The sequence below is a fragment of the Nocardia vinacea genome, assembly GCF_035920345.1.
GTDB classification, from domain to species: domain Bacteria; phylum Actinomycetota; class Actinomycetes; order Mycobacteriales; family Mycobacteriaceae; genus Nocardia; species Nocardia vinacea_A.
Genome location: NZ_CP109149.1, coordinates 4,970,053 through 4,996,336, shown reverse-complemented (window position 1 = coordinate 4,996,336; position 26,284 = coordinate 4,970,053). Strand labels below are relative to the sequence as shown.

19 protein-coding genes and 1 pseudogene are annotated in these 26,284 nt (G+C 65.5%); 15 read left to right on the top strand and 5 right to left on the bottom strand.

What is annotated here, in order from left to right; genetic code table 11:
* Positions 1–30: 30 nt before the first annotated feature.
* Both OIE68_RS22860 and OIE68_RS22855 read right to left on the bottom strand, forming a co-directional pair.
* On the bottom strand, positions 31–867 hold the full coding sequence (locus OIE68_RS22860) for an SDR family oxidoreductase (RefSeq protein WP_327101377.1): 837 nt from the start codon (positions 865–867) through the stop codon (positions 31–33).
* A 475-nt stretch (positions 868–1,342) separates the two neighbouring features.
* Complete coding sequence (locus OIE68_RS22855) at positions 1,343–2,989, bottom strand: FUSC family protein (protein WP_327101376.1); 1,647 nt, start codon at positions 2,987–2,989, stop codon at positions 1,343–1,345.
* A gap of 103 nt (positions 2,990–3,092) precedes the next feature.
* Between OIE68_RS22855 and OIE68_RS22850 the strand changes: the two genes are divergently transcribed.
* The 5 genes and pseudogenes from OIE68_RS22850 to OIE68_RS47130 form a co-directional block, all read left to right on the top strand.
* Positions 3,093–4,457: a glutamine synthetase family protein gene (locus OIE68_RS22850; protein WP_327101375.1), complete on the top strand. Its 1,365-nt coding sequence runs from the start codon at positions 3,093–3,095 to the stop codon at positions 4,455–4,457.
* Positions 4,438–5,178 carry a gamma-glutamyl-gamma-aminobutyrate hydrolase family protein gene (locus OIE68_RS22845; RefSeq protein ID WP_327101374.1) on the top strand — a complete coding sequence of 247 codons (741 nt, stop codon included), beginning with the start codon at positions 4,438–4,440 and terminating at the stop codon, positions 5,176–5,178. The genes OIE68_RS22850 and OIE68_RS22845 overlap by 20 nt, the downstream gene beginning before the upstream one ends.
* Complete coding sequence (locus tag OIE68_RS22840; RefSeq protein WP_327101373.1) at positions 5,175–6,533, top strand: aldehyde dehydrogenase family protein; 1,359 nt, start codon at positions 5,175–5,177, stop codon at positions 6,531–6,533. Before OIE68_RS22845 ends, OIE68_RS22840 begins: the two co-directional genes overlap by 4 nt.
* A 13-nt stretch (positions 6,534–6,546) precedes the next feature.
* On the top strand, positions 6,547–7,311 hold the full coding sequence (locus tag OIE68_RS22835; RefSeq protein WP_419150735.1) for a 3-oxoacyl-ACP reductase: 765 nt from the start codon (positions 6,547–6,549) through the stop codon (positions 7,309–7,311).
* 319 nt (positions 7,312–7,630) lie between these two features.
* Positions 7,631–7,858, top strand: a pseudogene (locus OIE68_RS47130) (hypothetical protein); the annotation flags it as partial.
* A gap of 23 nt (positions 7,859–7,881) precedes the next feature.
* Here OIE68_RS47130 and OIE68_RS22830 read toward each other — a convergent pair.
* Positions 7,882–8,088, bottom strand: a complete 207-nt coding sequence (locus OIE68_RS22830; protein WP_327101763.1) for a hypothetical protein — start codon at positions 8,086–8,088, stop codon at positions 7,882–7,884.
* Positions 8,089–8,368: 280 nt separating this feature from the next.
* Between OIE68_RS22830 and OIE68_RS22825 the strand changes: the two genes are divergently transcribed.
* On the top strand, positions 8,369–8,515 hold the full coding sequence (locus tag OIE68_RS22825) for a DUF1059 domain-containing protein (protein WP_327101371.1): 147 nt from the start codon (positions 8,369–8,371) through the stop codon (positions 8,513–8,515).
* A 55-nt stretch (positions 8,516–8,570) separates the two neighbouring features.
* Here OIE68_RS22825 and OIE68_RS22820 read toward each other — a convergent pair whose 3' ends face one another.
* The gene (locus OIE68_RS22820) at positions 8,571–9,290 is read right to left on the bottom strand and encodes an SDR family oxidoreductase (RefSeq protein WP_327101370.1); all 720 of its coding nucleotides are present in this window, start codon (positions 9,288–9,290) and stop codon (positions 8,571–8,573) included.
* A 91-nt stretch (positions 9,291–9,381) separates the two neighbouring features.
* On the opposite strand from OIE68_RS22820, the gene OIE68_RS22815 reads away from it, so the two are divergent.
* The 5 genes from OIE68_RS22815 (at position 9,382) to OIE68_RS22795 (ending at position 14,604) form a co-directional block, all read left to right on the top strand.
* A complete protein-coding gene (locus OIE68_RS22815; protein ID WP_327101369.1) occupies positions 9,382–9,966 on the top strand; it encodes a TetR/AcrR family transcriptional regulator in 585 nt (194 codons plus the stop codon).
* Positions 9,967–10,279: 313 nt separating this feature from the next.
* Positions 10,280–11,548 carry an MFS transporter gene (locus OIE68_RS22810; RefSeq protein ID WP_419150786.1) on the top strand — a complete coding sequence of 423 codons (1,269 nt, stop codon included), beginning with the start codon at positions 10,280–10,282 and terminating at the stop codon, positions 11,546–11,548.
* Between the two features lie 120 nt (positions 11,549–11,668).
* Positions 11,669–12,019 (top strand): HPF/RaiA family ribosome-associated protein, encoded by a 351-nt coding sequence (locus OIE68_RS22805; protein ID WP_327101367.1) that lies wholly within the window; start codon positions 11,669–11,671, stop codon positions 12,017–12,019.
* A gap of 215 nt (positions 12,020–12,234) precedes the next feature.
* Positions 12,235–13,869, top strand: coding sequence for an MFS transporter (locus OIE68_RS22800; protein ID WP_327101762.1), 1,635 nt, complete (start codon positions 12,235–12,237; stop codon positions 13,867–13,869).
* Between the two features lie 27 nt (positions 13,870–13,896).
* Complete coding sequence (locus OIE68_RS22795) at positions 13,897–14,604, top strand: TetR/AcrR family transcriptional regulator (RefSeq protein ID WP_327101366.1); 708 nt, start codon at positions 13,897–13,899, stop codon at positions 14,602–14,604.
* Here the strand turns inward: OIE68_RS22795 and OIE68_RS22790 are convergent, their stop codons facing one another.
* The gene (locus OIE68_RS22790; RefSeq protein ID WP_327101365.1) at positions 14,605–15,144 is read right to left on the bottom strand and encodes a nuclear transport factor 2 family protein; all 540 of its coding nucleotides are present in this window, start codon (positions 15,142–15,144) and stop codon (positions 14,605–14,607) included.
* Positions 15,145–15,430: 286 nt separating this feature from the next.
* On the opposite strand from OIE68_RS22790, the gene OIE68_RS22785 reads away from it, so the two are divergent.
* Genes OIE68_RS22785 through OIE68_RS22770 form a run of 4 tightly spaced genes read left to right on the top strand, consistent with a single transcriptional unit; the run spans position 15,431 to position 26,251 of the window.
* Positions 15,431–21,763 carry a type I polyketide synthase gene (locus OIE68_RS22785; RefSeq protein WP_327101364.1) on the top strand — a complete coding sequence of 2,111 codons (6,333 nt, stop codon included), beginning with the start codon at positions 15,431–15,433 and terminating at the stop codon, positions 21,761–21,763.
* On the top strand, positions 21,760–23,154 hold the full coding sequence (locus tag OIE68_RS22780; protein ID WP_327101363.1) for an aminotransferase class I/II-fold pyridoxal phosphate-dependent enzyme: 1,395 nt from the start codon (positions 21,760–21,762) through the stop codon (positions 23,152–23,154). Before OIE68_RS22785 ends, OIE68_RS22780 begins: the two co-directional genes overlap by 4 nt.
* Before the next feature lie 44 nt (positions 23,155–23,198).
* Positions 23,199–25,160 (top strand): CRTAC1 family protein, encoded by a 1,962-nt coding sequence (locus OIE68_RS22775; protein ID WP_327101362.1) that lies wholly within the window; start codon positions 23,199–23,201, stop codon positions 25,158–25,160.
* On the top strand, positions 25,157–26,251 hold the full coding sequence (locus OIE68_RS22770; protein ID WP_327101361.1) for an enediyne biosynthesis protein: 1,095 nt from the start codon (positions 25,157–25,159) through the stop codon (positions 26,249–26,251). Before OIE68_RS22775 ends, OIE68_RS22770 begins: the two co-directional genes overlap by 4 nt.
* The last annotated feature ends 33 nt before the right edge of the window (positions 26,252–26,284 follow it).

Below are 26,284 nucleotides of genomic sequence, written 5' to 3'. Positions count from 1 at the left end.
AGTTTCGACGGCGCTGTCGTCGTAGACGCCCTATTTGGACAGCCCGACCAAACTCGCGCTCACCTCGCACAATTGGCGGGCCCGCGCATCGTCGCGGGCCAGCCGCGACGGTTCGCGCTCGCGGGTCTTGCGGAAATAGGCACCGGTCACCTCGGCGACGCTCGGATCCGTCGCGAGGAAGGTGAGTGCGGCGGCACCCTCGGCCGCGGTGATGAAGAACAGGCGTTTGCCGAGCGCGACGATCGGTTGCCCGAACCATGGCAGCGAATTCCAGATGCCGGTCGCGACCGCGCCGGGATGGAAGGCATTGACCGTCACACCGGTGCCCGCCAGCCGATCGGCCAGTGCGCGGGCGTAGAGCACATTGGCCAATTTGGATCGGCTGTACGCCTTTTCGCCCGAATAGCCTTCGCGGAACCCGAGATCGTCGAAATCGAGGGTTGCGCCGTAGTGCATCACCGAGGAGGTGAACAGAATGCGCGCGGGGGCGCTCTGGATCAGCAGATCGATGAGCAGTTCGGTGAGCAGAAATCCGCCGAGATGGTTGGTGGCGAAAGTCGCCTCGATACCGTCCTCGGTTTCGGTGCGCGTCTGGTGATAGCCGCCCGCATTATTGGCAAGTACATCGATGCGGTCGTAGCCGGCTTCGACCGCCTTGGCGAGTTGGCGCACCGACGACTGCGATGAGATATCGCATTCCAGCGTATCGACCGCTCCCGCCCCCGCGGCCAGCACCAATTCCGCACTGTCGGCAAGCTTCTGCGGATTCCGGCCGACCAACACCAGCCGATCGCCCCCTGCGGCGAGCTGTTGCGCGGCTTCGAGACCGATACCCGAGGTGGCCCCCGTAATCAGGATCGTCTTCATGTCCGGATACCTTGCCATCGATGCCATGGCCGAAATCCGCTCTCGAGGTGGCTACGGCGAGTTGCCCGATGTGTGCGAACGACCTAGTGGCCGTGCACGATCGATTGATCGCGCAGATCAGCGCCCGCATGCCGAATTCGGTGCAATGATGCTCGCCGTAGTTGTAGCCGTCGTGCATGACTGCCGATAGGGGGCGATAGGGGTTCGGAACTGTTGGCGTTCGAGTGTTCATTCCGGTCTTGTGTTGTCGATGAGCGGCCTAATCTATTCCCTCGTGACGGTCGCGGAGGCGGATCCGGCACGGGCGCAACGGATTGCGCCCGGTGTGGTTTCCGTGGGCTTCGGATAGTCGACCTGGGACCGCTCCCGCGAGGCGGCTGCGCATGATCGCGGACGCGGTGGTCATGTCCGGGCCGTCGGGTGAGCCGGTGCGCGGCCGACTCGAACACCTCAAGGAGACTGCCGCCGCAAGCGATCAATCCTCGACACCTGTCATTTGGGCGATCTGTCCGGCCAGGTCGTCGGGATCGGTGAGCAATTGTTTCGCCGGCATCAGCCAACATTGCGCGAGCAGGTCGTATCCGATCCGCCCGATCTCGGCATGTCGAGGCCATTGTTCACGCGTCCACGCCGGTTCGTCGCGATATGCGGCGACACCGCTGAGGTGATTGCCGACGAGTTCGAACTGCAGATCGCGACGCAATCGCATGGCGGCCGGATCGGCTGGTGGCTTCGTGCGCAGGATCTCGACCAGGTCCGCGGCCACCCGCAGCACCCTGGACTCGTTCCACCGCAGGTCGTGCCGGTGCGCACGCGGCACGATCACCCACATTGCCCCAACCGCGACCAGCGCACCGACCAGCGTCTCGATCAGCCGATCGCGGATGGGAACCAGTATCGGCCCACCGAGCGCGCCACCGATCAGCAGCGCCAAGGGCGTAATGAAGACGACGGCGATCCCGTAATTGCGCACTACGAACAGATCCGTCAGGAACATCAGAGCCATGAGCACGAGCACGAGCACGACGCCCGACGGCGCGAATACGTGCAGCCCCGCGAACACGATCAACCCGACGACCGTGCCCCCGACGCGATGCAATGCGCGCACAGTGCCGACAATGCGATCCGGCCCCAGATTCAGCACCAGGACGGCGGTGATCACGGCCCAGTCCGGCCGGCCTAGGCCCAACAGCACACTGAGGCCACCCGCGATCACGGCGGCGGCCAGCGTGCGCAGCGCCGTGGTCGCCGCATGCGAGCGGATCGTCAGCGACCGTCGCAGTCGCTGACCGACAGTCGGGCGGGTCATCGGCACCGGCTCGTCGAGCACGTCCGGTGCGGAGTCCGCTATCCCGATGAACTGGCGATGTGCGGCCAGCAGCGTGCGGACGATCTCCGAATCCGGTGCGCGGGCAGGCAGACCCGCATCATGAACCGTGGCCCACGCCGAATGCAGCGCCGCGCCCGCCGCATGCCGCTCGGCGGCGGACGGCTGCCCGCCCTTCCGGCTTTCGACATAGGTATCGACGACACGCAAGGCCGCCGCCACCGCAGCATTTTCCGGCGCACGCGCATCGCGCAGCATCGGACTCATCGAGATCAGCACCGAACTCAGCACGCCGAGCGCGGTATATCCCACGATGGCCGGTACCGAAATACCGGCGGCGGCCATCCGCGTCGCCACCGCGCACACCAGCACGAAGAAGAACATGCCCGGCGGTCCGGCCCGCGTCGCGACCATGACATAGCTAGCGACCAGAGCGACAACGGAAAGTGCCGCCACACCGATGATTCCGGCCGTCGCGTGCCACAGATCGCCGATCACGGCACCGAGCGCCGCCGCTGTGAGAAAGCCCGTCCCCGCGATCAGCACTATCCGCCAACGCATTCGGTACGCGCGCGCCTCGCCGTAGAGCACAGCGAACGCACCCAGCGCGACGATCATCGCCTGCTGCTGATGACCCGCCGCGAGCACGATCAGCGCGGGCAACCCGAATGCGAGCGCGGACCGCGCCGCCACCGGCCACCGCCAACCCGTTTGCGCCGACCCGAACAGCAGCGCGCGCCGCCGCGGTGGCGTCGGCACCGGATGGTGTGACGGATCGAAGGTCGGGTCGTCCACCAGGCCATTCAACACCAACCGACCATTGGGTTTTGTGTGTCGGGACACGCGCTCGACCCATTTGCTCTAGCGTTGGCAAGGTTGCTGCCGAGAGGGGTTATCGATGCGTACTGGGATGCTGGAGCTGGTGCAGTTGCGGGCGCTCGTCGAGGCAGGGGAGATCGACACGGTGCTGGTGGCAATGACCGATATGCAGGGCCGTTTGCAGGGAAAGCGTTGTGCGGCAAGGTTTTTCCTGGACGAGGTGATCGGGCACGCGACCGAGGCGTGTAATTACCTGCTCGCGGTGGATGTCGATATGACGACGGTGGACGGATACGCGATCTCGTCCTGGGAAACCGGCTATGGCGACTTCGTCCTGCGGCCGGATCTGAGTACCCTGCGGCTGGTGCCGTGGCAGCCGGGAACCGCGCTGGTGCTGTGTGATGTCGAGCACGTCGAACCGGCGCGTCAGCCGGTCACGGTTTCACCGCGGCAGATATTGCGTGCGCAATTGGCGCGGCTCGCTGAACGTGGGCTGCGCGCCTATGTCGGGACCGAACTCGAGTTCCTGGTCTTCGACGACAGCTACGAGGACGCGTGGAATTCCGGCTATCGCGATCTGCGCCCCGCCAACCAGTACAACGTCGACTATTCGATGCTCGGGACCGCGCGCATCGAGCCACTGCTGCGTCGCATTCGCAATGAAATGGCCGGTGCGGGACTGTATGTCGAATCGGCCAAGGGTGAATGCAATCCGGGTCAGCACGAAATCGCATTCCGCTATGACGAGGCGCTGGTGACCTGCGACAACCACAGCATCTACAAGAATGGTGCCAAGGAGATCGCCGCTCAGGAGGGCCGCAGTCTCAGCTTCATGGCAAAATACAATGAGCGCGAAGGTAATTCGTGCCATATTCATATAAGTCTGCGTGCCGAATCGGGTGCGGCGGTATTCGCGGGTGACGGCCCGCACGGCACCTCCGCACTCATGCGGCATTTCCTCGCTGGGCAACTGGATTGCCTGCGCGAGTTCACCTATCTGCTCGCACCGAATATCAACTCCTACAAGCGATTCGTGGCAGGGAGTTTCGCCCCGACCGCACTGGCCTGGGGACGCGACAACCGGACCTGTTCGCTGCGCGTGGTGGGCGAGGATCTGTCCCTGCGGATGGAGAACCGGATCCCGGGCGGCGATGTGAATCCGTATCTGGCCGTCGCCGCGACCATTGCCGCCGGCTTGCACGGTATCGAGCACGCGCTCCCGCTCGAGCCGGAGTTCCACGGCAATGCCTACCGGTCCCAGCGCCCGCGGGTGCCGCGTACGCTGCGGGAAGCGGCGCAATTGTTCGGCGAGAGCAAGGTGGCACGGACAGCGTTCGGCGACGACGTGGTGGACCATTATCGGAATGCGGCACAGGTCGAGCTGGACGCCTTCGACGCCGCCGTCACCGATTGGGAGCGAATCCGTGGTTTCGAGCGGCTCTGAGCAGATCCGTCCGGTCATCGGCCTGCCGACCTACCTGGAACAGGCCCGATTCGGCGCCTGGGATGTGCCGAGTGCGGTGCTGCCGCACAACTACCTGCAGTTGGTGGAGCGCGCGGGCGGCATACCGGTGCTGCTGCCGCCCACCGGCGTGGCGCGCGCGGAGCTGGTGGATCGGCTCGACGGGTTGGTGCTGACCGGCGGCGCCGATGTCGATCCGGCGCGCTACGGCGCGCCGCCGGATGCGGCCCTCGGCCCACTCCGAGCCGACCGCGACGATTCCGAATTCGAGCTATTGGCCCTGGCACGCGCTGCCGGTCTGCCGATCCTCGCGATCTGTCGCGGCCTGCAACTGGTCAATGTCGCGTTCGGCGGCACCCTGATCCAGCATCTGCCGGATCTGCTCGGCCACGACGACCATTCGGGTACGCCGGGCGGCTTCCACCCGAACCGGGTCACGACGGTGCCGGACAGCCTGGTCGCCACGATCGCCGGACCGGAGGTGAAGGTGAATTGCCACCATCACCAGGCCGTCGCCATCCTGGCCGATGGCCTGGTCGCGACCGCACACGCGTCGGACGGCACGATCGAGGCGGCGGAGGCGCCGGACGGTCCGTTCCTGGTGGGTGTGCAGTGGCATCCGGAGGCGGATGCGACCGATACGCGATTGATGCGAGCACTGGTCCAGGCGGCGGCCACCTATCGAAAGGAACGGAATTCGTGACGACAACGCAGGTGGTCAACCCGGCGACCGAGCAGGTCGTCACGACACTCGAACTGGTGAGCGCGGCCGAGACCGATGCGGCCATCGAACGGGCGCAGCGGGCCGGGGTCGATTGGCGCGCGGTCGCGCCGGGGGATCGGGCTCGGTTGCTGCGGCGGTTCGCTGAGGCCGTCGACGCGAATCTCGAGCAGCTGGCCCAGCTCGAGGTCGCCAATGCCGGACACACTATCGGCAATGCGCGCTGGGAGGCGGGCAATGTCCGCGATGTGCTGCATTTCGCCGCCGGGATTCCGGAACGTCTGCTGGGCAACCAGATTCCGGTCGCGGGCGGGGTCGATATCACCTTCCATGAACCGCTCGGCGTGGTCGGGGTGATCGTGCCGTGGAACTTCCCGATGCCGATCGCGGCATGGGGATTCGGGCCCGCACTGGCCGCCGGGAATACGGTGGTGCTCAAGCCAGCCGAGCTCACCCCGCTCACCGCGATCCGATTGGGTGAGCTCGCGCTCGAAGCCGGTGTGCCGGAAGGGGTTTTCCAGGTGCTGCCCGGCAAGGGGTCGGTGGTGGGGCAGCGGTTCGTGACCCATCCCGCCGTGCGGAAGGTGGTATTCACCGGGTCCACCGAGGTGGGCAAGGAGATCATGGCCGGATGTGCGCGCCAGGTGAAGCGGGTGACGCTCGAATTGGGCGGTAAGAGCGCGAATATCGTTTTCGCCGATGCCGATCTGGAGCGTGCGGCGGCGACCGCGCCCTATGGTGTTTTCGACAACGCCGGGCAGGATTGCTGTGCGCGGTCGCGAATTCTTGTGCAGCGCAGTGTGTTCGACCGATTCCTGGAATTGCTGGAACCGGCGGTGCGTGGGGTTCGGGTGGGTGATCCCGCGGCGGAGTCCACCGAAATGGGGCCGCTGATTTCGGCCGCGCATCGCGCTCAGGTGGCCTCGTTCGTCGAGCCGTCGACCAAGGTTGCATTCACCGGTACACAGCCCGACGGACCCGGATTCTGGTATCCGCCAACGGTTGTGCTGCCCGACGCGCCATCGGATCGGGTGCTCACCGAGGAAATATTCGGGCCGGTGGTCGCCGTGGTTCCGTTCGAGGACGAGGCCGACGCCGTTCGCATTGCCAATGACACCGAATACGGTCTGTCCGGCTCCATCTGGACCAATGACGTGGGCCGGGCGCTGCGGGTGTCTCGCGGTGTGGAAGCCGGGAATCTGTCGGTGAATTCGCATTCCTCGGTGCGGTATTGGACGCCGTTCGGCGGATTCAAACAGTCCGGGCTCGGGCGCGAACTCGGACCCGATGCGGCACTTGCCTTTACCGAGACCAAGAACGTCTTCATCGCCACCTGATTAAGGAGATGTGTTGCAGCGCTTACAGGATCGAGTCGCCGTCGTCACCGGCGGTGGGAGCGGTATCGGCCTCGCCACCGTTCGCCGATTCGCGGCGGAGGGTGCCAAGGTCGTCGTCGCCGATATCGATGCCGCCGCGGGAGAGGCTGCGGCCGGCGAAGTGGGCGGCCTGTTCATGAAGGTGGACGTCACCGACGAGGCTCAGGTCGAGGCCATGTTCCAGACCGCCGTCGACACCTATGGCGGACTCGATATCGCCTTCAACAATGCCGGAATCTCACCGCCGGACGACGATTCCATTCTGACCACCGGCATCGACGCCTGGCGTCGGGTACAGGAGGTCAATCTGACCTCGGTGTATCTGTGCAGCAAGTACGCCATCAACCACATGTTGGAGCGGGGTAAGGGCTCGGTGATCAATACCGCGTCGTTCGTCGCGGTCATGGGTGCGGCGACCTCGCAGATCTCCTACACCGCATCCAAGGGCGGTGTGCTCGCGATGAGCCGTGAACTCGGAGTGCAGTTCGCGCGCAATGGGATTCGGGTCAACGCGCTGTGTCCAGGACCGGTGAACACGCCATTGCTGCAGGAGCTGTTCGCGAAGGACCCCGAACGCGCCGCGCGCCGCCTGGTGCACATCCCCGTCGGACGCTTCGCCGAGCCGGAGGAAATCGCCGCGGCCGTCGCATTTCTGGCCAGTGACGACTCCTCGTTCATCACCGCATCGCAGTTCCTGGTGGACGGTGGCATCTCCGGCGCGTACGTCACACCGTTGTAAAGGTACGGTTGATTCGGGCGGACCGCTGCGCAGCAAGCCAGGATTCGCCATACGTCGCCGATCAGAGGGAGGCTCGTGAGTTGAGTACGGAAGATGGGCGATCGCCCGGGCTGTTCAGTCACGACGCCCTGACAACCGAACAGTCCGTCCAAACCGACACCGGTGGTGCTGATTTCCGCCCGGTATTCAGCCGAAGTGACGGCAGCGCACCCGGTTCGTATCCACAGCCGGATCAAGGAAACTGAGCACGCGTAGCGCCGGACCCAGTGCGGCGCTACGCCTACTTCTTCGACACTTCGCCACCGCCGTCACGGCACAGGAGCAAGCATTCCCCCTGGGCAGCCGCCGATCGGGCACCGCGGCGAGCTTCATCGCCAGCGTCACCTCGGCAATTGACGCCTTTTGCGGATCGGTCGTGCAACCCCTACGTGGCTGGTTCCCCGCCGCCCCGAAGCATCGGCCGACGCCGCAGACGCATGACAGGTCGCTGATTCGATGGCACGCCGATGCTCGTCGCCGCACGCGGAAAGTCGGCGGCGCGTCCTGACGTCGAAGAGCCCAGGACGACCTTCAGGGAAGGTGCATCAGCTGACCGGCGAGCGTGAACAGGCGGCGGCCGAGCCGCATGACAGGGAGCCCCAGCGGAATGAGGATCAGCGTCACGCACAGCACCGCGCCGACGAGCCAGACCACGGCCGCGAGGATCCCGACTACCGTGCCGAGCACGGCTGTCACGAGCCCCAACACCACGCCGAGCAGGCCCTTTAGCAGTTGCATCATGACCTCCTGCTCTCATTCTGCGCTCTTTCGAGCGCAATGCGGAGTTCGGGACTGCCGGATTATGTCCAGGCCCCGCTGCGCCGTTTCGTCGGCATTTGCCGCCGCCGATCGACGCGGGAGCGACGGACGAATCAGGCGTGGCGCAGCGGGTCGGGTGTCCTCGGTCGCCGGGGTCGGCGCGCCGGCACAACGCGTTACGGAGTGCGGTGAAGCCCACCAGATCCGCTTGGTCCGGTGGCGTCTGCTTAGACTGACGGGGGAGAAGGAAGGACCGCTGATGAAGCGAAATCTGAACTGCCCCTGCGGCGAACAGATCGTCGGGACGGATGAGGACGACCTGGTCGCGAAGACCAAGGCGCATCTGGCCGAGAACCACCCGGGGCACGACTATTCCCGGGACGAAATTCTGTTCATCGCGTACTGAGCCACCACACCCGGCTTTTGGTCACGGCTTGTGACAAAAAGCCGGGCGAGGTGGGTTATTTGGGGGAGCCGAGGCGAGCGCCGCCGTCCACGCGTACCACCACGCCGGTGGTGAAGGTGTTGTCGGTGAGGAATTCGATGGCCTTGGCGATATCGTCCGCGCTGCCGATCCGGCCGACCGGGGTCTGCGCCGCGATTCCGGCGAACACCTCGGCGCGGGCGTCCTCGGGGAGGAAGCTCCACCATTCGGTGTCGATCACACCAGGGGATACGGCGTTCACACGCACGGGTGCGAGTTCGACCGCGAGCACGGGAACGATGGCTTCGACACCGGCATTGACGGCGGCCAGCGCGGCGGTTGTCGGCATGGCGCCGCCCGCGGATGCGGCGGAGACCAGCGTGATCGACCCGTCCTGCGCGAGATGGGGCAGCGCCGCCTGAATGGTGGCGACGTGCGGCAGCAGTTTGCCGGAGACGTGGGCCTGCAGATGGTCGAGGCCGAGTTCGCGGAACGGGGTGGTGCCGGACGGTCCGGTCACGGTGACCACCACATGGTCGACCGGTCCGACCTCTGAAAATAGTTGTGCCAGTTCATTTTCGGCGCGCGCATCCACGACCTTGCCGGTGACCTGCGGGCCGAGCTCGGCCAGTGCGGCGGCGAGTCGTTCTTCGTTGCGTCCGGCGATGACGACCTCCGCGCCGTTGGCGGCGAGTCGGCGAGCGGTCGCCAGGCCGATTCCAGAGGTTCCACCAACGATGACGACTTTGTTGTTCACAAGATCCTCCTGAAGTTCGAAACACGATGATTTTCGAACCACCGTGCCTCGTTAATATATTCGAGGCATGGTGTCTTGTAAAGTGACCCGCATGACAGGAACCCGTGGTCGACCCCGCAGCGAGGACGCCAGGCGCGCGATCCTGCACACGGCGCTCGAGCTCTGCGAGCGGGATGGCTACCAAGACCTGACCATCAAGGCCATCGCGGACGGGGCGGGCGTCGGGCGGCAGACGGTCTACCGCTGGTGGCCGGATAAGGCATCGATTCTGATCGAGGCGTTGATCGGTTTGGCCGAAGAGCATGCGGCACTGCGGGTGTCGGACGAATCGGTGGATGTGCTCGTCGCCGTCGAGCGCCTGCTGACGGCCACTTTCGACCTCACGCAGAAAGTGACGGGTCAGGCGCTGGTCGGTCTGATGGCGGACGCGCAGCGCGATCCAGCCCTGTCCAAACGATTGCAGGACACCGTGATCGGCCCGCGACGAGCGACACTGCGCGCACTGCTCCAGCGTGGTGTCGACGCCCGAAAACTGACCCCGGCCGTCCCGCTGGATCTCGTCGTCGATTTCGTCTTCGGCGCCATGTGGTACCGACTGCTGAGCCACCATGCGCCGGTGAATGCCGCGTTGGCGAAGGATGTCACGAGCAGTGTCGCGACCATGCTCGCGCCGTGAGATCGCAAACCTGGGCAATGAACGACGGCTGATAACGAACGGCATTCGTAGTTCAAGAACACACGTGTGACCATGCTCACATTTGCGCGAGATTTCGCAGGTGGCGGCGGGCCCGTCACCGGCTCGGTGGGCCCGCCCCTTGTTTGCCCGGTTTGGAACCTGGGTACCGGTTAATTCCGTGCCTGCACTCGGAAAAACCGGATCGGGCCGGTCGAACGAATCGAGGCCCGTGACCGGGGCGGTTGAGGAGGCGCAGGTGACGGATCGCGAATCGGAGAAGAAAACGCTACGCCGATCGGTCGCCGCCTCCGCGATGGGCAATGCCACCGAATGGTTCGACTACGGCGTCTACGCCGCGACCGCCACCTACCTCACCGACGCGTTCTTCCCGGGCGAACTCGGCACCCTCGGTACCATGCTCGGCTTCGCCATCTCCTTCCTGCTGCGCCCGCTCGGCGGCATGGTCTGGGGACCGCTCGGCGACCGACTCGGCCGAAAAGTGGTGCTGGCCACCACGATTCTGTTGATGGCCGCTGCTACCGGATGCATCGGCCTGATTCCGACCCATGCCCAGATCGGTTGGTTCGCACCGGTTCTGCTCATCGCCCTACGCGTCGTGCAGGGCTTCTCGACCGGTGGCGAATATGGCGGTGCCGCAACATATCTGGCCGAATGCGCCGACGATCGCAAGCGCGGATTCCTCGGCAGCTTCCTGGAATTCGGCACCCTCGGCGGGTTCGTCGGCGGCTCATCGGTCGTGCTGCTGTGTCAGCTCATCTTCGGTTCGGATGCGATGCACGACTGGGGGTGGCGCGTGCCCTTCCTGTTCGCGGTGCCGCTCGGCCTGATCGGCTGGTACCTGCGCTCGCATCTGAACGAGTCGCCCGTGTTCGCCGAGGTGGCCGACAAACCGCATCCGCCGGGCGGCGTGTGGGAGGTGCTGACCACCTACCACCGCGAAACCCTGACGCTGATCGGCCTGGTGGTCGCCCTGAACGTGGTGAATTACACCCTGCTCACCTATCAACCGACCTACCTGCAGAACACCATCGGCGTCGGCGAATCGACCACCACCGCGATGATGCTGATCGGGCAGTTGGTGATGATGATCGTGCTGCCGTTCTTCGGCAGGCTGTCCGACCGGGTGGGCCGCCGCCCGCTCTGGCTGGTCTCGCTGGTCGGACTCGCGATACTCGCGCTGCCCATGTACTGGCTGATGGGGCAGGGAACCGGTTGGGCCATCACCGGATTCATCGTGCTCGGCCTGCTGTACGTCCCCCAGCTGGCGACGATCAGCTCGACCTTTCCGGCCATCTTCCCGACGCATGTGCGCTATGCGGGTTTCGCCCTCGGCTACAACATCTCCACCGCCGCATTCGGCGGCACCGCACCGCTCGTCAACGAGGCCGCGATCGAATCGACCGGCTGGTCGCTGTTCCCGGCCGCATATATGGTGGGCGCCAGCCTGATCGGACTCGTCGCCTGGTCGTTCCTGCGCGAGACCGCGGGAACCTCGTTGCGCGGCACTGTTGTTCCCGATGCGCAGCAACTTACGCCACCGGTCGCGGCACAGACGGTCTGAACCTGGGAATCTGCTGAGCGCACAACCGTGCGAGTAGTGTCGGCATTGCCGACGGATTGCTGAGTTCGCGCTCCGCGAGTCGGTAACCGTGGGCAGACACCTATCGGATTGGAGACGCTCGTGCAGATTCAGGTCAACACCGGCAGCAATATCCACGGCGGCGCATCGCTGGCCGAGCGCGTGGAATCGACGCTCTCCTCGACGCTCGACCGCTTCGGTGAGCAGCTCACCCGACTGGAAGTTCATCTGACCGATCTGAACGCCGATAAAGGCGGTCCGGACGATAAGCAATGCGTACTGGAGGCCCGGATATCCGGCCAGCCTCCGGTCGCCGTAACCCACCGTGCGGCTACGGTCGAAGAGGCTTATACCGGCGCCGCCGACGCCATGGCCAACCTCCTCGACAGTCGCTTCGGCCGCCTGCATCACACGAAGGGTGGCGAATCCATCAGGCACTTGCGCGTCGAATAATAGACAAATCGATCATATTCCCATCAGTGGGAATCGGCTTACGATATCGGCGCAGCAGGTTACCCAGCCGGCCGTGGTCGTAACCATTCTCATAGGTAAGTCCGCCGCGCCCCGAACTTGTTGATACCGAACAGATTAAAAACCCCACACCGGCACGGAACTCGTGTGTAATACCGATCGGTAACTGGTGTGCGGGGGCTGATGAGGGTCCGGTGATGCATGTGAACGCCGTCGATATCGCGCCTCGACCGGAGGGGCCGGTCAACCGTCGACGTACGGGAGCTTTCTGGTTCGGTCTGGTGTTGACGGTGCTCGGCACCGCCCTGCACCTTCCGATGTATCTCATGGCCCGCGACATGGGCTATCGGTTGGCGGGCATGCCCATGGACGGCGCCATGATCACGGGGATGATCCTGATCGTGATCGGTTTGGGCGTCACCACTTACGGCCTGTTCCCGCAGCGCGCGGTGCACGACACGGTTGCCGGGCTGCGGGTGCGGGCACTCGACGACGCGCCGCTCAATCGCGTGCACGTGGTGCTGCTGCTGATCATGGCCGCCGCGATCACCATCGACGTGATGAAGCCGACGACCCTGGCCTTCGTCGTTCCGGGTGTCGGCGCCGAGTACCACCTGCGCACCCCGGCGAGCCCGCATCTGGACGCGCTACCGGTGGCGCTGCTGCCGCTGTCCGGTATCACCGGCACGGTGCTGGGGTCGTTCCTGTGGGGTTGGCTCGGTGACCGCATCGGCCGCAAGGCGGCGATCCTGCTGGCCGGAATCTTCTTCGTGGGAACCGCGATCTGCGGCGCCATGCCGAGCTTCGAGCTGAATGTCGCGATGTGCTTCATCATGGGCCTGAGCGCGGGCGGGATGCTACCGATCGCCTTCACGCTGCTCTCGGAGACCATCCCGGCGCGCCACCGCGGTTGGCTGCTGGTGCTGATCGGCGGCGATATCGCGGGGGCCTACGTCATCACCAGCTGGCTGTCCTCGACGATCGGCGAGACCTACGGCTGGCGCAGCATGTGGCTGATCGGCTTGCCCACCGGACTGTTGCTGGTGCTGCTGGTCCGCTGGATCCCGGAGTCGCCGCGGTTCCTGATGGCCATCGGCAGGCACCGCGAGGCCGAAGAGGTGCTGCGCACATACAATGCCGAGGTCATCGAGGTCGAGCAGCCGCAAACCGCTGCCGAGGATGATCTGCAGGGCGGGTTCGGTCAGCTGCTGCGCCGTCCCTTCGCCGGAATGACCATCGTGCTGGCGCTTTTGGGACTCGGGGTCGGACTGGTCACCTACGGCTTCCAGCTTTGGCTGCCGACGAATCTGCGCAGCCTCGGATTCACCGGCGTCACCGCCGACAAGATCCTGCGTGACTCCGCGCTGATCGGTTTTCCGCTGAACTTCCTGGTCGCCTACTGCTACCACCGCTCGACCAAATGGACGCTGATCACGCTCAGCACGCTGCTCGCCATCGCGCTCGGCGGTTTCGTAATCCTCGGCGACCACATCGCCGACAACACCACGCTGCTGTATGCCCTTCTCGTGGTGCCGATCTGGGGTTCGAGCTCGGTCGTCGCGGTCATCGTCGCCTATGGCGCGGAGGTCTACCCGACCCGGATCAGGTCTCGCGGCAGCGGTGTCGCTGCGGCCATGACCAAGGCGGGCGGTGTGCTGGTCATCGCGCTGGTGGTGCTCGCCGTGGCCGCGCCATCGATCACGGTGACCGCACTGATCAGCGCGGCGCCGATCGCGATCGCGGCGGTGGTGGCGGTCGGGTTCATCGTCGAAACCCGGCGCAAGCCATTGGAAGAGATCACCGCCGAGGAGTTGGGCGTCGCGGCGGCATAGCAAGGACGAGCACTGCTAGGTGAGGTAATGATCGACACTGCAACTGCGTTGGAGCCCGCACTAACCGGCTCGATGCGCGATCGCCTGATAACGGCCACAGTTCAACTCATCTCGACGGAAGGACTCGCCTCGTTGACCGTGCGTCGCGTGGCGCGGATATGCGGGGTCTCGACCATGGCGATCTACTCCAACTTCAGCGGTATGCCGGGCTTGATCCAGGCGGTCGGCTCCGAAGGTTTCGCGCAATTGGTCGCGCGGCTGGCCGAATGCGAGGTCAGCGACGATCCGATCGCCGAAATCCTGGTGCTCGGCTTCATCTTTCGGGATGAGGCGGTGCGCAAACCCGAACTGTTCCGGCTGATGTTCGCCACCGAGTCGCCGAAGGCCGAGGTGAAGGTGCACCGCGGCAATGTGCTGGCCGATGGCAGCGATTCCGACTTCGAGAACTTCGCGGAGAGCTTCGATTTCGTGGTGCGCGCGACCCGGCGAGCGCTGGCGGCGAATCTGTTGCACAGCACGAATGAACGCTCGGCCGCGGCGCAGTTCTGGACCGGGCTGTACGGGTTCATCCAGTTGGATATGGCCGGCCTGTACGGCGACCAGGGGGTGTCGGAGGTGCTGTTGCCTTCGATCGTGAACATCCTGATCGGTATGGGTGCCGAACGCGCGACGATCGAGCAGTCGGTGGCGCGTGCCCTCGAACAGGTCACCGCGCTGACCGGCCCGCACACGTGATCAGCCACGGAGTTTGACCGCGAGGCGCTGGGCGCGGGCCATGGCTCGCTCGGCGAATCCGTTGCGCTTGGGCAGCAATTCGAGTTGCAGCAGTAGTTCGTTCAGATCCCAGGTGGCCTTGCTGCGCCAGATGAGTCCGGAGCGGAACTGCCAGATGTCGACGACGAACAGGTCGAATTTCTTGTTGGTGCCGGCGAATCCGGGCGGATCGATCATGCCGAGGTGGGTGCCCGTCATCCGCCACGGCACGATCGCCGCCAGCGCGTCCGAGGTGACGACCGGCTCGAAGACGGTGGTGTAATCGACATCTGGGAATGCCCGCTTGGTGTCGTGGACGAACTTCGCGACCCCGGCTCGGCCGATGATCGGTTCGCCCTCGGACGGGTCCAGCCAGCGGGTGTCCTCGGTGACGCAGGCCGCCACCGCGTCGCCGTCGCCGGTGTTCCAACCGGCGATGTAGCGCTCGACGAACTCGCGCAGCCAGTCGGTGTCCTCGATGGGCTCGGCGGCCGGGTCGAGGGCGAATTCACCAGAGTTCATGGCCGACACCGTACTTGGATAACAATGTCATGGGTTCGCATTACATTGTTATTCGAACCCATTACATTGTTATTCTTCGAGTCTGCTGTGAGGTGCGCCGACGTATAACAGTGTCAGCCCAGGCGATAACAATGTCATGGCCTTTCCGGATAACACTGTAATTTCACTATGTGGACCCCGATCGGCGCTGTTTGCAACAGGTTTCAGCCATTTTGCGCTGCCGATCGAATATCGAAAGTATGCTGCCTACCGTTCAATGCTCAGGGTAGAAATCGAGGACTGCGCAATGTCCGATGCAGCAATCGTCGGTATCGGCTGTCGATTTCCGGGTGGAATCGACGGACCGGGCGCCTTTTGGGATTTCCTGATCCGCAAGGGCGACGGCATCGTCGAGGTGCCGCCGGATCGCTGGAGCCTCGACAAGTTCTACGATCCGGATCCGGACGCGCCCGGCCGGATGTACACCCGCAGTGGCGGATTCCTGACCCAGTCGCTGTGGGAGTTCGACGCCGACTTCTTCGGCATCTCCCAGCGCGAGGCCTCGATCATGGACCCGCAGCAGCGGTTGCTGCTCGAGGTCGCGTGGGAGGCGCTAGACGATAGCGGAATGGCCGGACGGGTCGCGGGACGCGATATCGGCGTCTTCGTCGGCGGTTTCATGAACGACAACGCGGTGGGCCGCAACGTGATCCGCTCCGCGATCAACAGCCACACCCCGACGAGCTCGTCGCACACCCTGCTCTCGGCGCGCATCGCCTTCCTGCTCGACCTGCACGGCCCGACCATGACCATCGACACCGCCTGCTCGTCATCGCTGGTGGCACTGCATCAGGCCGTCCGATCACTGGCGCTCGGCGAATGCAGCTCCGCCATCGTCGGCGGCGCCAATGCCATGCTGCAGCCGGAAACCTTCATCTCCATGTGCAAGGGCCGATTCCTGTCCGTGGACGGTCGCTGCAAATCGTTCGACGCGGCCGCCGACGGCTACGGCCGCGGCGAGGGTGCGGGTGTGGTGATCCTCAAGCCGCTCGAGGCCGCGGTACGCGACGGTGACCGCATCTATGCGGTGGTCCGCGGCAGCGGCGTGAATCAGGACGGCCGCACCTTGGCCATTCCGGTCCCGAATCCCGTTGCACAGGAAGAACTTGCCCGACGCGTGCACACCAGCGCGGGCATCGCACCGCATGAGATCGGCTACGTCGAGGCGCACGGCACCGGGACACCGGTCGGCGATCCGGCGGAGATGACGGCCCTCGGCAAGGTGTACGGCGCGATCGACGGCCGGACCGAGCCGCTGCCGGTCGGGTCGGTCAAGAACAATATCGGTCACACCGAGGCGGCGGCGGGCGTGGCCGGAGTCATCAAGGCGGCGTTGACGGTTCACCATCGGACGATCGCGCCGCAGGCCCGGCTGGACCAGCTCAATCCCGAGATTCCGTTCGACGAGTTGCGGCTGCGGGTGCCGATGGCGGCCGAACCGCTGGTCCGGCCGCTGGTGGCGGTCAACAGCTTCGGCTACGGCGGCACCAACGCGCATGCGCTCATCGGCCCTGCGCCTGCCGCAGTCGAAACCCGTTCTGGCACAACCGCAGTGCGGCTGCCGATCTTGCCGCTGTCGGCGCGCAGCGAATCGGCGCTGCGCACGCTCGCCGCAGGGCTGTTGGCTGCGGCCGACACCGAACCGCTCGACACCCTGACCGAGGCAGCCTGGGTGCGCCGCGCGCATCACCCGTTGCGAACCGCTTTCCGCTACCGCGATTCCGGCGAATTGCGTTCCCAGCTGGCGGAATTCGCCGCCGGCGGCGGTCAACCGCCCGCTCGTGCCATCGCGGAGGGCCACACCGACCCGGTATTCGTCTTCAGCGGTATGGGGCCGCAGTGGTGGGCTATGGGCCGCGGCCTGCTCGCGGGCGAAGGGCCGGCAGCCGAACTGGCGCGCGAAATCGATAGGGAATTCACCGAACTCGCTGGCTGGTCGATCCTCGAGGAGATGGGCCGCGACGAGGCGGACTCCCGGATCGCGCGCACCGAGATCGCGCAACCAGCCAACTTCCTGCTCCAGGCCGCGCTGACGGCGGAACTCGCCGAGTTCGGCATTCGACCCGCCGTCACGGTGGGACACAGCGTCGGCGAGGTGACCGCGGCGTACGTATCCGGTGCGCTGTCGCTGACCGAGGCCGTCACGGTCAGTTATCACCGGTCCCGCTTGCAGGCCACCACGGCGGGGACCGGTGGCATGCTGGCGGTCGGGCTGACCGAGGCCGAGGCGCGCGAACTGCTGTCGGACCTCGACGGCGTGTGCGTTGCCGCGGTGAACAGCCCGTCGGCGGTCACCTTGGCCGGGGACAGTCAGGTACTGGCGGACCTCGGCGAATGTCTCACCGCCGACGGTGTTTTCGCCAAGGCGCTGCGTGTCGAAGTCCCCTACCACAGTCATCTGATGGACCCGATCCTCGATGATCTGCGCATCGCGCTGGCGACGATCGCACCGGGGGATACCACCGTTCCCGCCTATTCGACGGTCACCGGTACGCAAGCGACGCAACAGGATTGGGGTCCGGAGTACTGGGCTCGCAATGTCCGCGATCAGGTCCGGTTCGCGGACGCGATCGGTGAACTGCTCGATGCCGGACATCGGGTCTTCCTGGAAGTCGGCCCGCACCCGGTATTGAGTGGCAGTATTCGGGAAATCCTGGTGCAGCAAGGCATTACCGGTGCCGCCATCAGCACGCTTACGCGCGGCGGCGACGACGGCGAGAACATCCTGACCGCGATCGGCGAGTTGTACCGGGCGGGCGCACTGGACGGTGACCGCTTGCCCAGTGCGATCGATCCGGATGCCGGGCATGTCGACCTGCCGCACTATCCGTGGCAGCGCCGGTTCGTGTGGACCCAGGAGCCGGAAACGGAGCTGGATCGGATCGGCACCCCGAACGGATATGCAATGCTCGGTGATCGCACTGCCGCAGTGGCCACGGAATGGGAAGTCCAACTGTCGGTTTCGAATCTGCCATGGCTGCACGATCACGTCGTGGCCGGTGCCGTGGTGCTGCCGGGGGCGGCCTACCTGGACGCCGCCATGAGCGCCATCGCGCTACGCACCGGCCGGGATTCGTTCGGGCTCGAATCCGTCGAATTCATCAGTCCGCTGGTCGTCGACGAGCACGATGTGCCGGTAGTGCGGATCGGCGTGGAAGAGAGCACCCACCGGTTCACCATCCAGTCCCGGCCCGCAGATGGTGGGGGGTGGACACTCAATGCCCACGGCCGTCTCATCGAGGCGGACACCGACGCAACGACCGTCGCCATCGCGCCGCCCGCGGACTCGGTGGAGGTCGCGGTCGCGGAGCTCTATGAGAGCATGGCCGAGCACGGACTCCACTACGGCCCGGCCTTCCGGCTGCTGAACCAGGTCTGGGTCGGCGCGGATAGCGTTGTCGCACACCTCGATTCGTCTGCAACGATCGGGCAGCGGCATCTCGCCCACCCGGCGATAGTCGACTCGGCCCTACAGTGCTTCGCCGCGCTGTACGCGAGAACAGCTGCGACACAGCCGAATTCCGGAACCGATGCCGAGGTGGTCGTGCCTGCCGGGATTGCCGGGATCCGTTGGACCGGACCGATTCCGGTCGATCCGGTCGTGGTCCTCACCCGCGTACCCGGTAACCCGCTGCGCGCCGATATCCGCATCGCGTCCGCGAGCGGCGACGTCGCACTGACCATGTCGGGGGTGCAGTTCCGCGCTCTCACACCGCAGTCGGCGCTCTCCGAGCAACTCGACGGGCTGTTCTACGAGCCGGTGTGGGAGATCGTGACGGACTCCGCGGAACCGGCGATGCAAGACCTGCCCGGTGACGAGGAGTTCCTGCTCGTCGTCAACCTCGGCGCGGAAATCTCCCAGCGGGCCAAGGAAATCGCCAATGTGCGGATCCGGGCCGAGGTGGTGACGGTGGGCGAGCATGCCTCGGCGGCCGACAGCGAACAGTTGCTCGACCTGCTGCGTACCGCGCATTCCCGGCCCGAGGTCGAGCGCTTGCGGGTCGTTGCCGTCGCCGGGTCCGAACTCGACGGCATGCGCAATGTGTACGGGCTCGCACAGGTCGCCCAGGCGATCAAGGCCCTGCTGTCCGATGGGCTGCCCCTTGTGGTCCACGCCGTCGTGGTCACCGAACATGCGTTGTGCCTGCCGATCGACCGGTTCGCCCGGCTCGAGCATTCGGTACTGACCGGTGCGCGCAGGGAACTGCTCAACGAACTTCCGGCCGGACAGTGGCGGCTGGTGGATACCGAACCTGCCTCCGCGGCGGCTGACATCCTCGAGCAGATCTACACCGACACCACCATCGACGAGGTGGCGCTGCGTGCGAGCGCGCGCTGGACGATCCGTTGGCGACAGACCCTCACCGACCGGCTGGCCGGATGGGATGTGCCACGGCCGCTCACCGATCCCGAACAGTCCTTCCGGCTCGATATCCCACGCTCGCGACTGCTGCCGGAACTCGCACTGCGCACTTGCGATCGGGTCGCGCCGGGACCGGACGAGGTCGAGATCCGAATGCAGGCGGTCGGCCTGAACTACAAGGACACGCTCAAGGTGCTGGGTGTGCTCACCGAAAAAGAGCTGGACGGAACATTTTTCGGCACCGAGATCGGCATGGACGGTTATGGCGTCGTGACGCGGGTCGGCAGCAATATCACCGATATCGCACCGGGAGACGAGATTTCGGTCGTGGCACCGGGAATCGTGCAGCGCTACGTGACGATCCGGCCGGACACCGGCGCGACCACCCGGATGGATATCTTCCCGCCCGGTACCTTCGATCCGCTGCACTGCACCTCGGTAATGCCGCTGTTCACCGCCGAAATCGGGCTCGGCGAACTGGCGCGGGTGCAGCCGGGCGAAACCGTGCTGATCCACGGCGCGGCGGGCGGTATGGGCATGGCCGCCGTTCAGGTCGCACTGCGAATGGGGGCGCGAGTGATCGCCACCGCCGGTACCGAGGAGCGGCGCGCCCAGGTGCGGGCGCTCGGCGCACACGAGGTGCTCGGTTCCCGGTCGATCGGCTTCGTCGACGAGGTGCTGCGCTTGACCGACGGTGCGGGCGTCGATGTCGTCTACAGTTCCGCGCCCGGCGAGATCCTGCAGCAGAACTTCCGGGTCGCGGGCGAATTCGGCCGCATCGTGGATATCGGCAAGGCCGACATCTACGGCTCGGGCACCATCGACCTGCGTCCCTTCGACCGGAATCTGGCATTCTTCGCCGTCGACATCGACCGCATCCTGGCCCGGCGACCCGCGCAGGTCCGGCGGGCGGCCCGGCGCGTGGTGGACGCGATGTTCCACGGCGAGTACACCGCATTGCCGAACACACCGTTCGCACTCGACCAGCTGACCTCGGCATTCGAAACGGTGGCGCGCTCCGCCCAGATCGGCCGGGTCGTGCTCGATCTGCGCGAAGCACATCCGGCGGTACGCCACATCCCGGGCGAATTCGAATTCGATTCCGCCGCAAGCTATCTGGTGACCGGCGGCTTCGGGGCCTTCGGTCTGGCCACCGCACGTCAATTGGTGCGTGCCGGAGTCCGTCACCTGGTGCTCGTCGGTCGCAGTGGCGCGTCCACCGATGCGGCGCGAGAACAGTTGGCGCGGTTCGCGAACGAGGGTGTCGACGTGCGCGAGGAGCGCGTCGATGTCGCCGACTACGACGCGGTCGCCGATCTCGTCGCGCGCATCCAGGCCGGCGGTGCGCCGTTGCGCGGTGTCATCCATGCCGCGGGCGTGGTCAACAACACCGAGATTCCCGAGGTCACTGCCGAATCGCTGCGCGAAATCTTCGATCCGAAGGTGATCGGCGCGACCAATCTCGATCGGGCCACCACTGCCGCGGGCGTCGAGCTCGAGCTGTTCGTGCTGTACTCCTCGGCCAGCGGCATCGCCGGGCTCTCACCCCAATTGGGTTATGCGTCAGCCAATTCCGCGCTCGACGCACTCGCCTGGGCGCGGCGCGCACAGGGCAAGCCCGCATTGTCGGTGGATTGGGGATTCATGCGCGGCGACGGCGGTATGGCCGACTCCCGCGCGGTGTCCCGCTATGCCGAGATGACCGGATACGGCTCGCTGGATATGGATTTCGCGACCTTGTTGCTGCGGGAATGTCTGCGTTTCGACATCACCCAGCTCGCCCTGCTCGACATCGACTGGGCGCAGTGGGCACTCGCGCACCGCTCGTCGGCGCGCGCGCCGCGTTTCGTCGAACTGGTCACCGCCGCGGGCGGCGGCGCGGCGGGCACGAGCGCACTGCGCGCCGAAATCCTCGCGCTGGACCCGGAATTCCGCGGCGAGGTGGTCGCCTGCCTGCTCGCCGAACAACTCGCGGTCGTACTCGGCGTCGACGCGGACACCGTGGATCTGGCGACTCCGACCATGGAGCTGGGGCTGGATTCGCTGATGGCCATGGAATTCGGTGCACGCGTCGTGAAAAGCCTCGGCGTCAAGATGTCGGTCCTCTCGATCGGGGCCGGACTCTCGCTGGCGGGCCTCGGCGTCAAGATCGCCGCTCAGATCGCGCACGAAGAAGCAAGTACCGCCAATGACAGCAGCGTGAGGACTACTGCATGACAACTGAGAGCATCGATCCCCGTGCGCTCGCCCGTGCCCTGATGGCCAAGCACGATGCGGGCAATGGTGCCGGTACCAATCGTGCCGGCACCGCGACGGCGCCGGGACCCGAACGCGGTGCGGCCGATGTGCGGACCGCTCGCGGCCCGAGCCTGCAGACCTCCTTCCGCGATCATCCGGGTGTGCTCGAGGCCAACGAGAAATTCACCGCCTTCGATGCCTGGACGCGCGAGGCCGGTGTGCTCAATCCCTACTATCTGCCGCACGACGGCATCAGCGGGGCGGTGACCAGCTTCGCGGACCGGGACATGCTGAACTTCAGCAGTTTCGGCTATCTGGATCTGGCCGCCGAGCCGCGCGTGCATGCCGCCGCCATTGCCGCGATCGGCCGGTACGGGACGTCCGCGGCCGCGGTTCGGATGGTCGCGGGAGAGTTACCGCTCTACGGCGAGTTGGAACGCGAGCTCGCGCGAATCTACGACACCGAGGCCGCCATCGTGACGGCCAGCGGCTTCCTCACCAATGCTGCGGCGGTCGCCTTCCTGCTCGGGAAGCGCGATATCGCGGTCTGCGACTCGCTGATCCACAACAGCATCGTCTCCGGCACCGAATGGGCGGGCTGCAAACGAGTCACCTTCCGGCACAACGATCCCGAATCGCTGGACGCGATTCTGGCGATGTCGCGGCGCAGCTTCGATCGGGCCCTCGTGCTGATCGAGGGTGTGTACAGCATGGACGGCGATGTGGTCCGGCTGCCCGAAATCATCGAGGTGGCAAGGAAATACGACTGCTCGATCATGATCGACGAGGCGCATTCGTTCGGTGTCCTCGGCGAGCGCGGGCTCGGCGCGCGTGAGCTGTTCGATCTGCCCGGCGATGCCGTCGATGTCTGGATGGGCACGCTGTCGAAGGCGCTCGGCAGCGTCGGCGGATACCTGGCGGCCAATCGCGAGCTCGTCGAAGGATTCAAATACTCCGCCGCTGGTCTGAGCATGTACACGGCCTCACCCGCGCCGTCCGCGGCGGCGGCGGCACTGGAGGGTCTGGCTGTGCTGCACGACGAGCCGCAACGCGTCGCGGCACTGCGGCACAACGCCGAGTACTTCCACCGCCGGGCCCGCGAACTCGGCTTCGACATCGGCAACGGCCAGGCCACACCGATCACCCCGATCATCACCGGCGCGAACGAACCCGCGGTGCGCGCCTCGATGGAACTGCTGGAGCGCAATGTGATGGCCAATGCCATCGGGCATCCGGTGGTCCCCGAGGGCGAGGCGCGCTTGCGGTTCTTCATCAACTGCCGTCATACCGAGGCGCAGCTCGACCATGCGTTGGACACCCTGCGGTCGGTGTTCGACGGTCTCACCACGGAAGAGAGTCACCACTCGTGAAATTGCCGGTCAGTTCTTCTCTGTTGCGAAAAGCGTTGGTGCCGTTGGCATCACTGACGCTGATGGCGGTGCTGTTCGTACCGGCCCACTCGGCCATGATAGCCCCGGTCGAGACCGATCCGAACAGTCCGCTGGCGAGCCGGTTCCATTTCACCGAGATGCCGATCGCGCTGCCACCCGGCTTGCCCGAGCACAAGATCCGGCATATCGAGCCACGGTACGAGCACGTCGTCGCCTGGATGTCCTCGGTCAACTCCGCGGCGGCGATCAACGATATCGACGGCAACGGCCGCGCCGATGATCTGTGCCTGGTCGATTCCCGATCCGACACGGTGATCGTGACACCGACGCCGGACAGCGACACCAGCCGCTACGCACCGTTCGTACTGGACCCGGGCCCGTTGCCGACCGACGACCGGATGGCCCCGACCGGCTGTGTCCCAGGCGATTTCGACCACTCGGGCCGCATCGGTCTGATGGTGTACTACGGCGGACGCACCCCGATCCTGTACCTGCCGCGCGCGGGCGCCAAGCATCTGGACAACAAGGCATTCCGGCCGGTGGAAATGGTGGAGCCACCGGCGACCAAAGACGGCAGCTATCAGGGCGCGCGCTGGTTCACCCTGGCCGCCTCCGTCGCCGACTTCGACGGTGACGGCAACCCGGACATCTACCTCGGAAACTATTTCCCGGACAGCGATTTCATCGGTCCGGACGGTCAGCACAGCCTGACCCTGAATGAATCGTTCTCCAAAGCGACCAATGCCGGGACCGACCGCATCCTCACCTTCCAGCAGAGCACCGGCGGCGCCGAGCCGACCGCGATGTACCGCGAGGTGGTCGATGCGCTCCCGGAGGGGAAGGCGAACGGCTGGACGCTGGCATCGGCGACCCAGGACCTCACCGGCGACCAACTACCCGAGCTGTATGTCGCCAACGATATGGGCCCGGATCGCCTGTTCGTGAACAAGTCGACACCGGGACACATCAGCTTCGGCCTTGCCGAAGGTGAGCGCGGCCCGACGGATCCGAAGTCCTTTGTGCTCGGCCATGATTCGTTCAAGGGCATGGGCGCGGACTTCGCCGATCTCGACGGTGACGGCATGCCCGATCTGTTCGTCAGCAATATCGCGCAGCGGTGGGGCATCGTCGAAGCCAACCTCGCCTTCTACAACACCGCGGCTGATCCGAAACAAGCTGCAGCGCAACTGGAGTCGGGTATTGCCCCGTTTAAGAACCGGGCCGTGGAGAAGGGCATCGCCTGGGACGGCTGGTGCTGGGATACCAAGGTCGCCGACTTCGACAACAGCGGCCGCCCGCAGATCGTGCAGACCAACGGCATGTTCAAGGGTTCGAGCACGCGCTGGCCGCAGGTGCAGGAAATGGCCACGATGAACGACGACTTCAGCAAGTACCCGTGGGCCTGGCCGAAGTTCACCGAGGAATCCGACCTGGCGGGCAATAACCGGATCGGTTTCTTCGCCCAGGACGACAGCGGTGAGTTCACCAATATCTCGCCCGCCCTGGACACCTTCGCGGCGACACCCACCCGCGGCATCGCGGTCGGTGACTCGACCGGAACCGGCAACCTCGGCTTCGCGGTCGCCAGGCAGTGGGAAGCGCCGGTCTTCTACCGCAACGACGCACCGCATCCCGGGCAGTACCTCGGCCTGCGATTGTTGACCCCACCAACCACCGCTGCCGCCGGACAGACAACGGTCGCAGGCAAGCCGGTGCTCGGGTCTCCGGCCCTCGGTGCCGAAGTCACCGTGACGATGCCGGACGGCAAAACCCATGTGGCACAGGTCGATGGCGGCAGTGGGCACGCGGGTAAGCGGTCCACCGATATCCACGTCGGACTCGGCGATATCGATTCCGCTACCGCGCTGTCGGTACAACTCGCGTGGCGCGATAACCGTGGCGCCGTGCACACCCAGCAGCTGCAGCTGCAACCGGGGCAACACACCCTCGTTCTCGACTCCGATGCCCGGGAGGTGCACCAGTGAGTGTTCAAGGAAACGGCACACATTCGAACGGAACAGCCGTCGTCGAAAGTACCAACGACTCCGCGCCCGAGCCCGAGCCGACACCGGCGCAGGCCTGGCGGCGAAAGTGGTTGGGCGTCAATATCGAAGGACGTGATCCGCGCTATCTCGCACTGCGCAACTTCGCGGCCTCGCTGACCTTCTTCAATATTCTGGGCTTCCTGTGGCTCGGATTCGAGCAGCCGTGGCTGTGGCCGATCCTCAGTGCGGGCACCGCGTATGCGGTAGAGATGATCCTGGAAACGCTGGCGGCATGGGCCTATCGCCGCCCGGCGGGCTACCGGGGCAACGGACTTCGCGGGCTGATCGTGTTCCTGCTGCCCGCGCATATCACCGGTGTGGCCTTCAACTTCCTGATGTACGCGGCAGACCAATTCCTGCCGATCATGTTCGGCATCACGGTCGCGGTCGGCACGAAATGGGTACTGCGGGCCAAGGTCAACGGCAAGGTCAAGCACTTCATGAACCCGTCGAACTTCGGGATCGTGGTCGCGCTGCTGGTCTTCCCGACGATCGCCGTGGTCGGTCCGTATCACTTCGTCGAGAACGTCTCGGGTCCGGCCGACGCGCTGATCGTGCTCGGTCTGCTCGGCGCCGGCACCATGCTCAACGCCAAGCTGACCAAGAAGACACCGCTGATCATGGCCTGGCTGGGTGCATACGTACTGCAGGCCGTGGTGCGCGGCCTACTGGACAGCAACATCTCGATCATCGCCGCGCTGCTGCCGATGACCGGTATCGCCTTCGTGCTCTACACCAACTACATGATCACCGACCCGGCGACGACACCGTTCGCCAAGCGCGATCAGATCATCTTCGGCGCCTCGGTCGGTCTGCTGTACGGCGTGCTGATGGCCCTGCACGTCTCGTTCGGCTTGTTCTTCGCGCTGGTGATCGTCTGCGCGAGTCGCGGAATGTTCTGGTGGAGCCGGAATATTCGGGAGTGGCTGGGCAAGCGTGCGACCGTCGTGGTGGTGGACGTCCAGGAGGCGGAACCGGAGCCGGATGAACCGGCGGCTGTTGCCCCGGAGAAAGAACCGGCTCGGTCCTGACAACCCGGAACCAACACCACCGCAACAGAATCG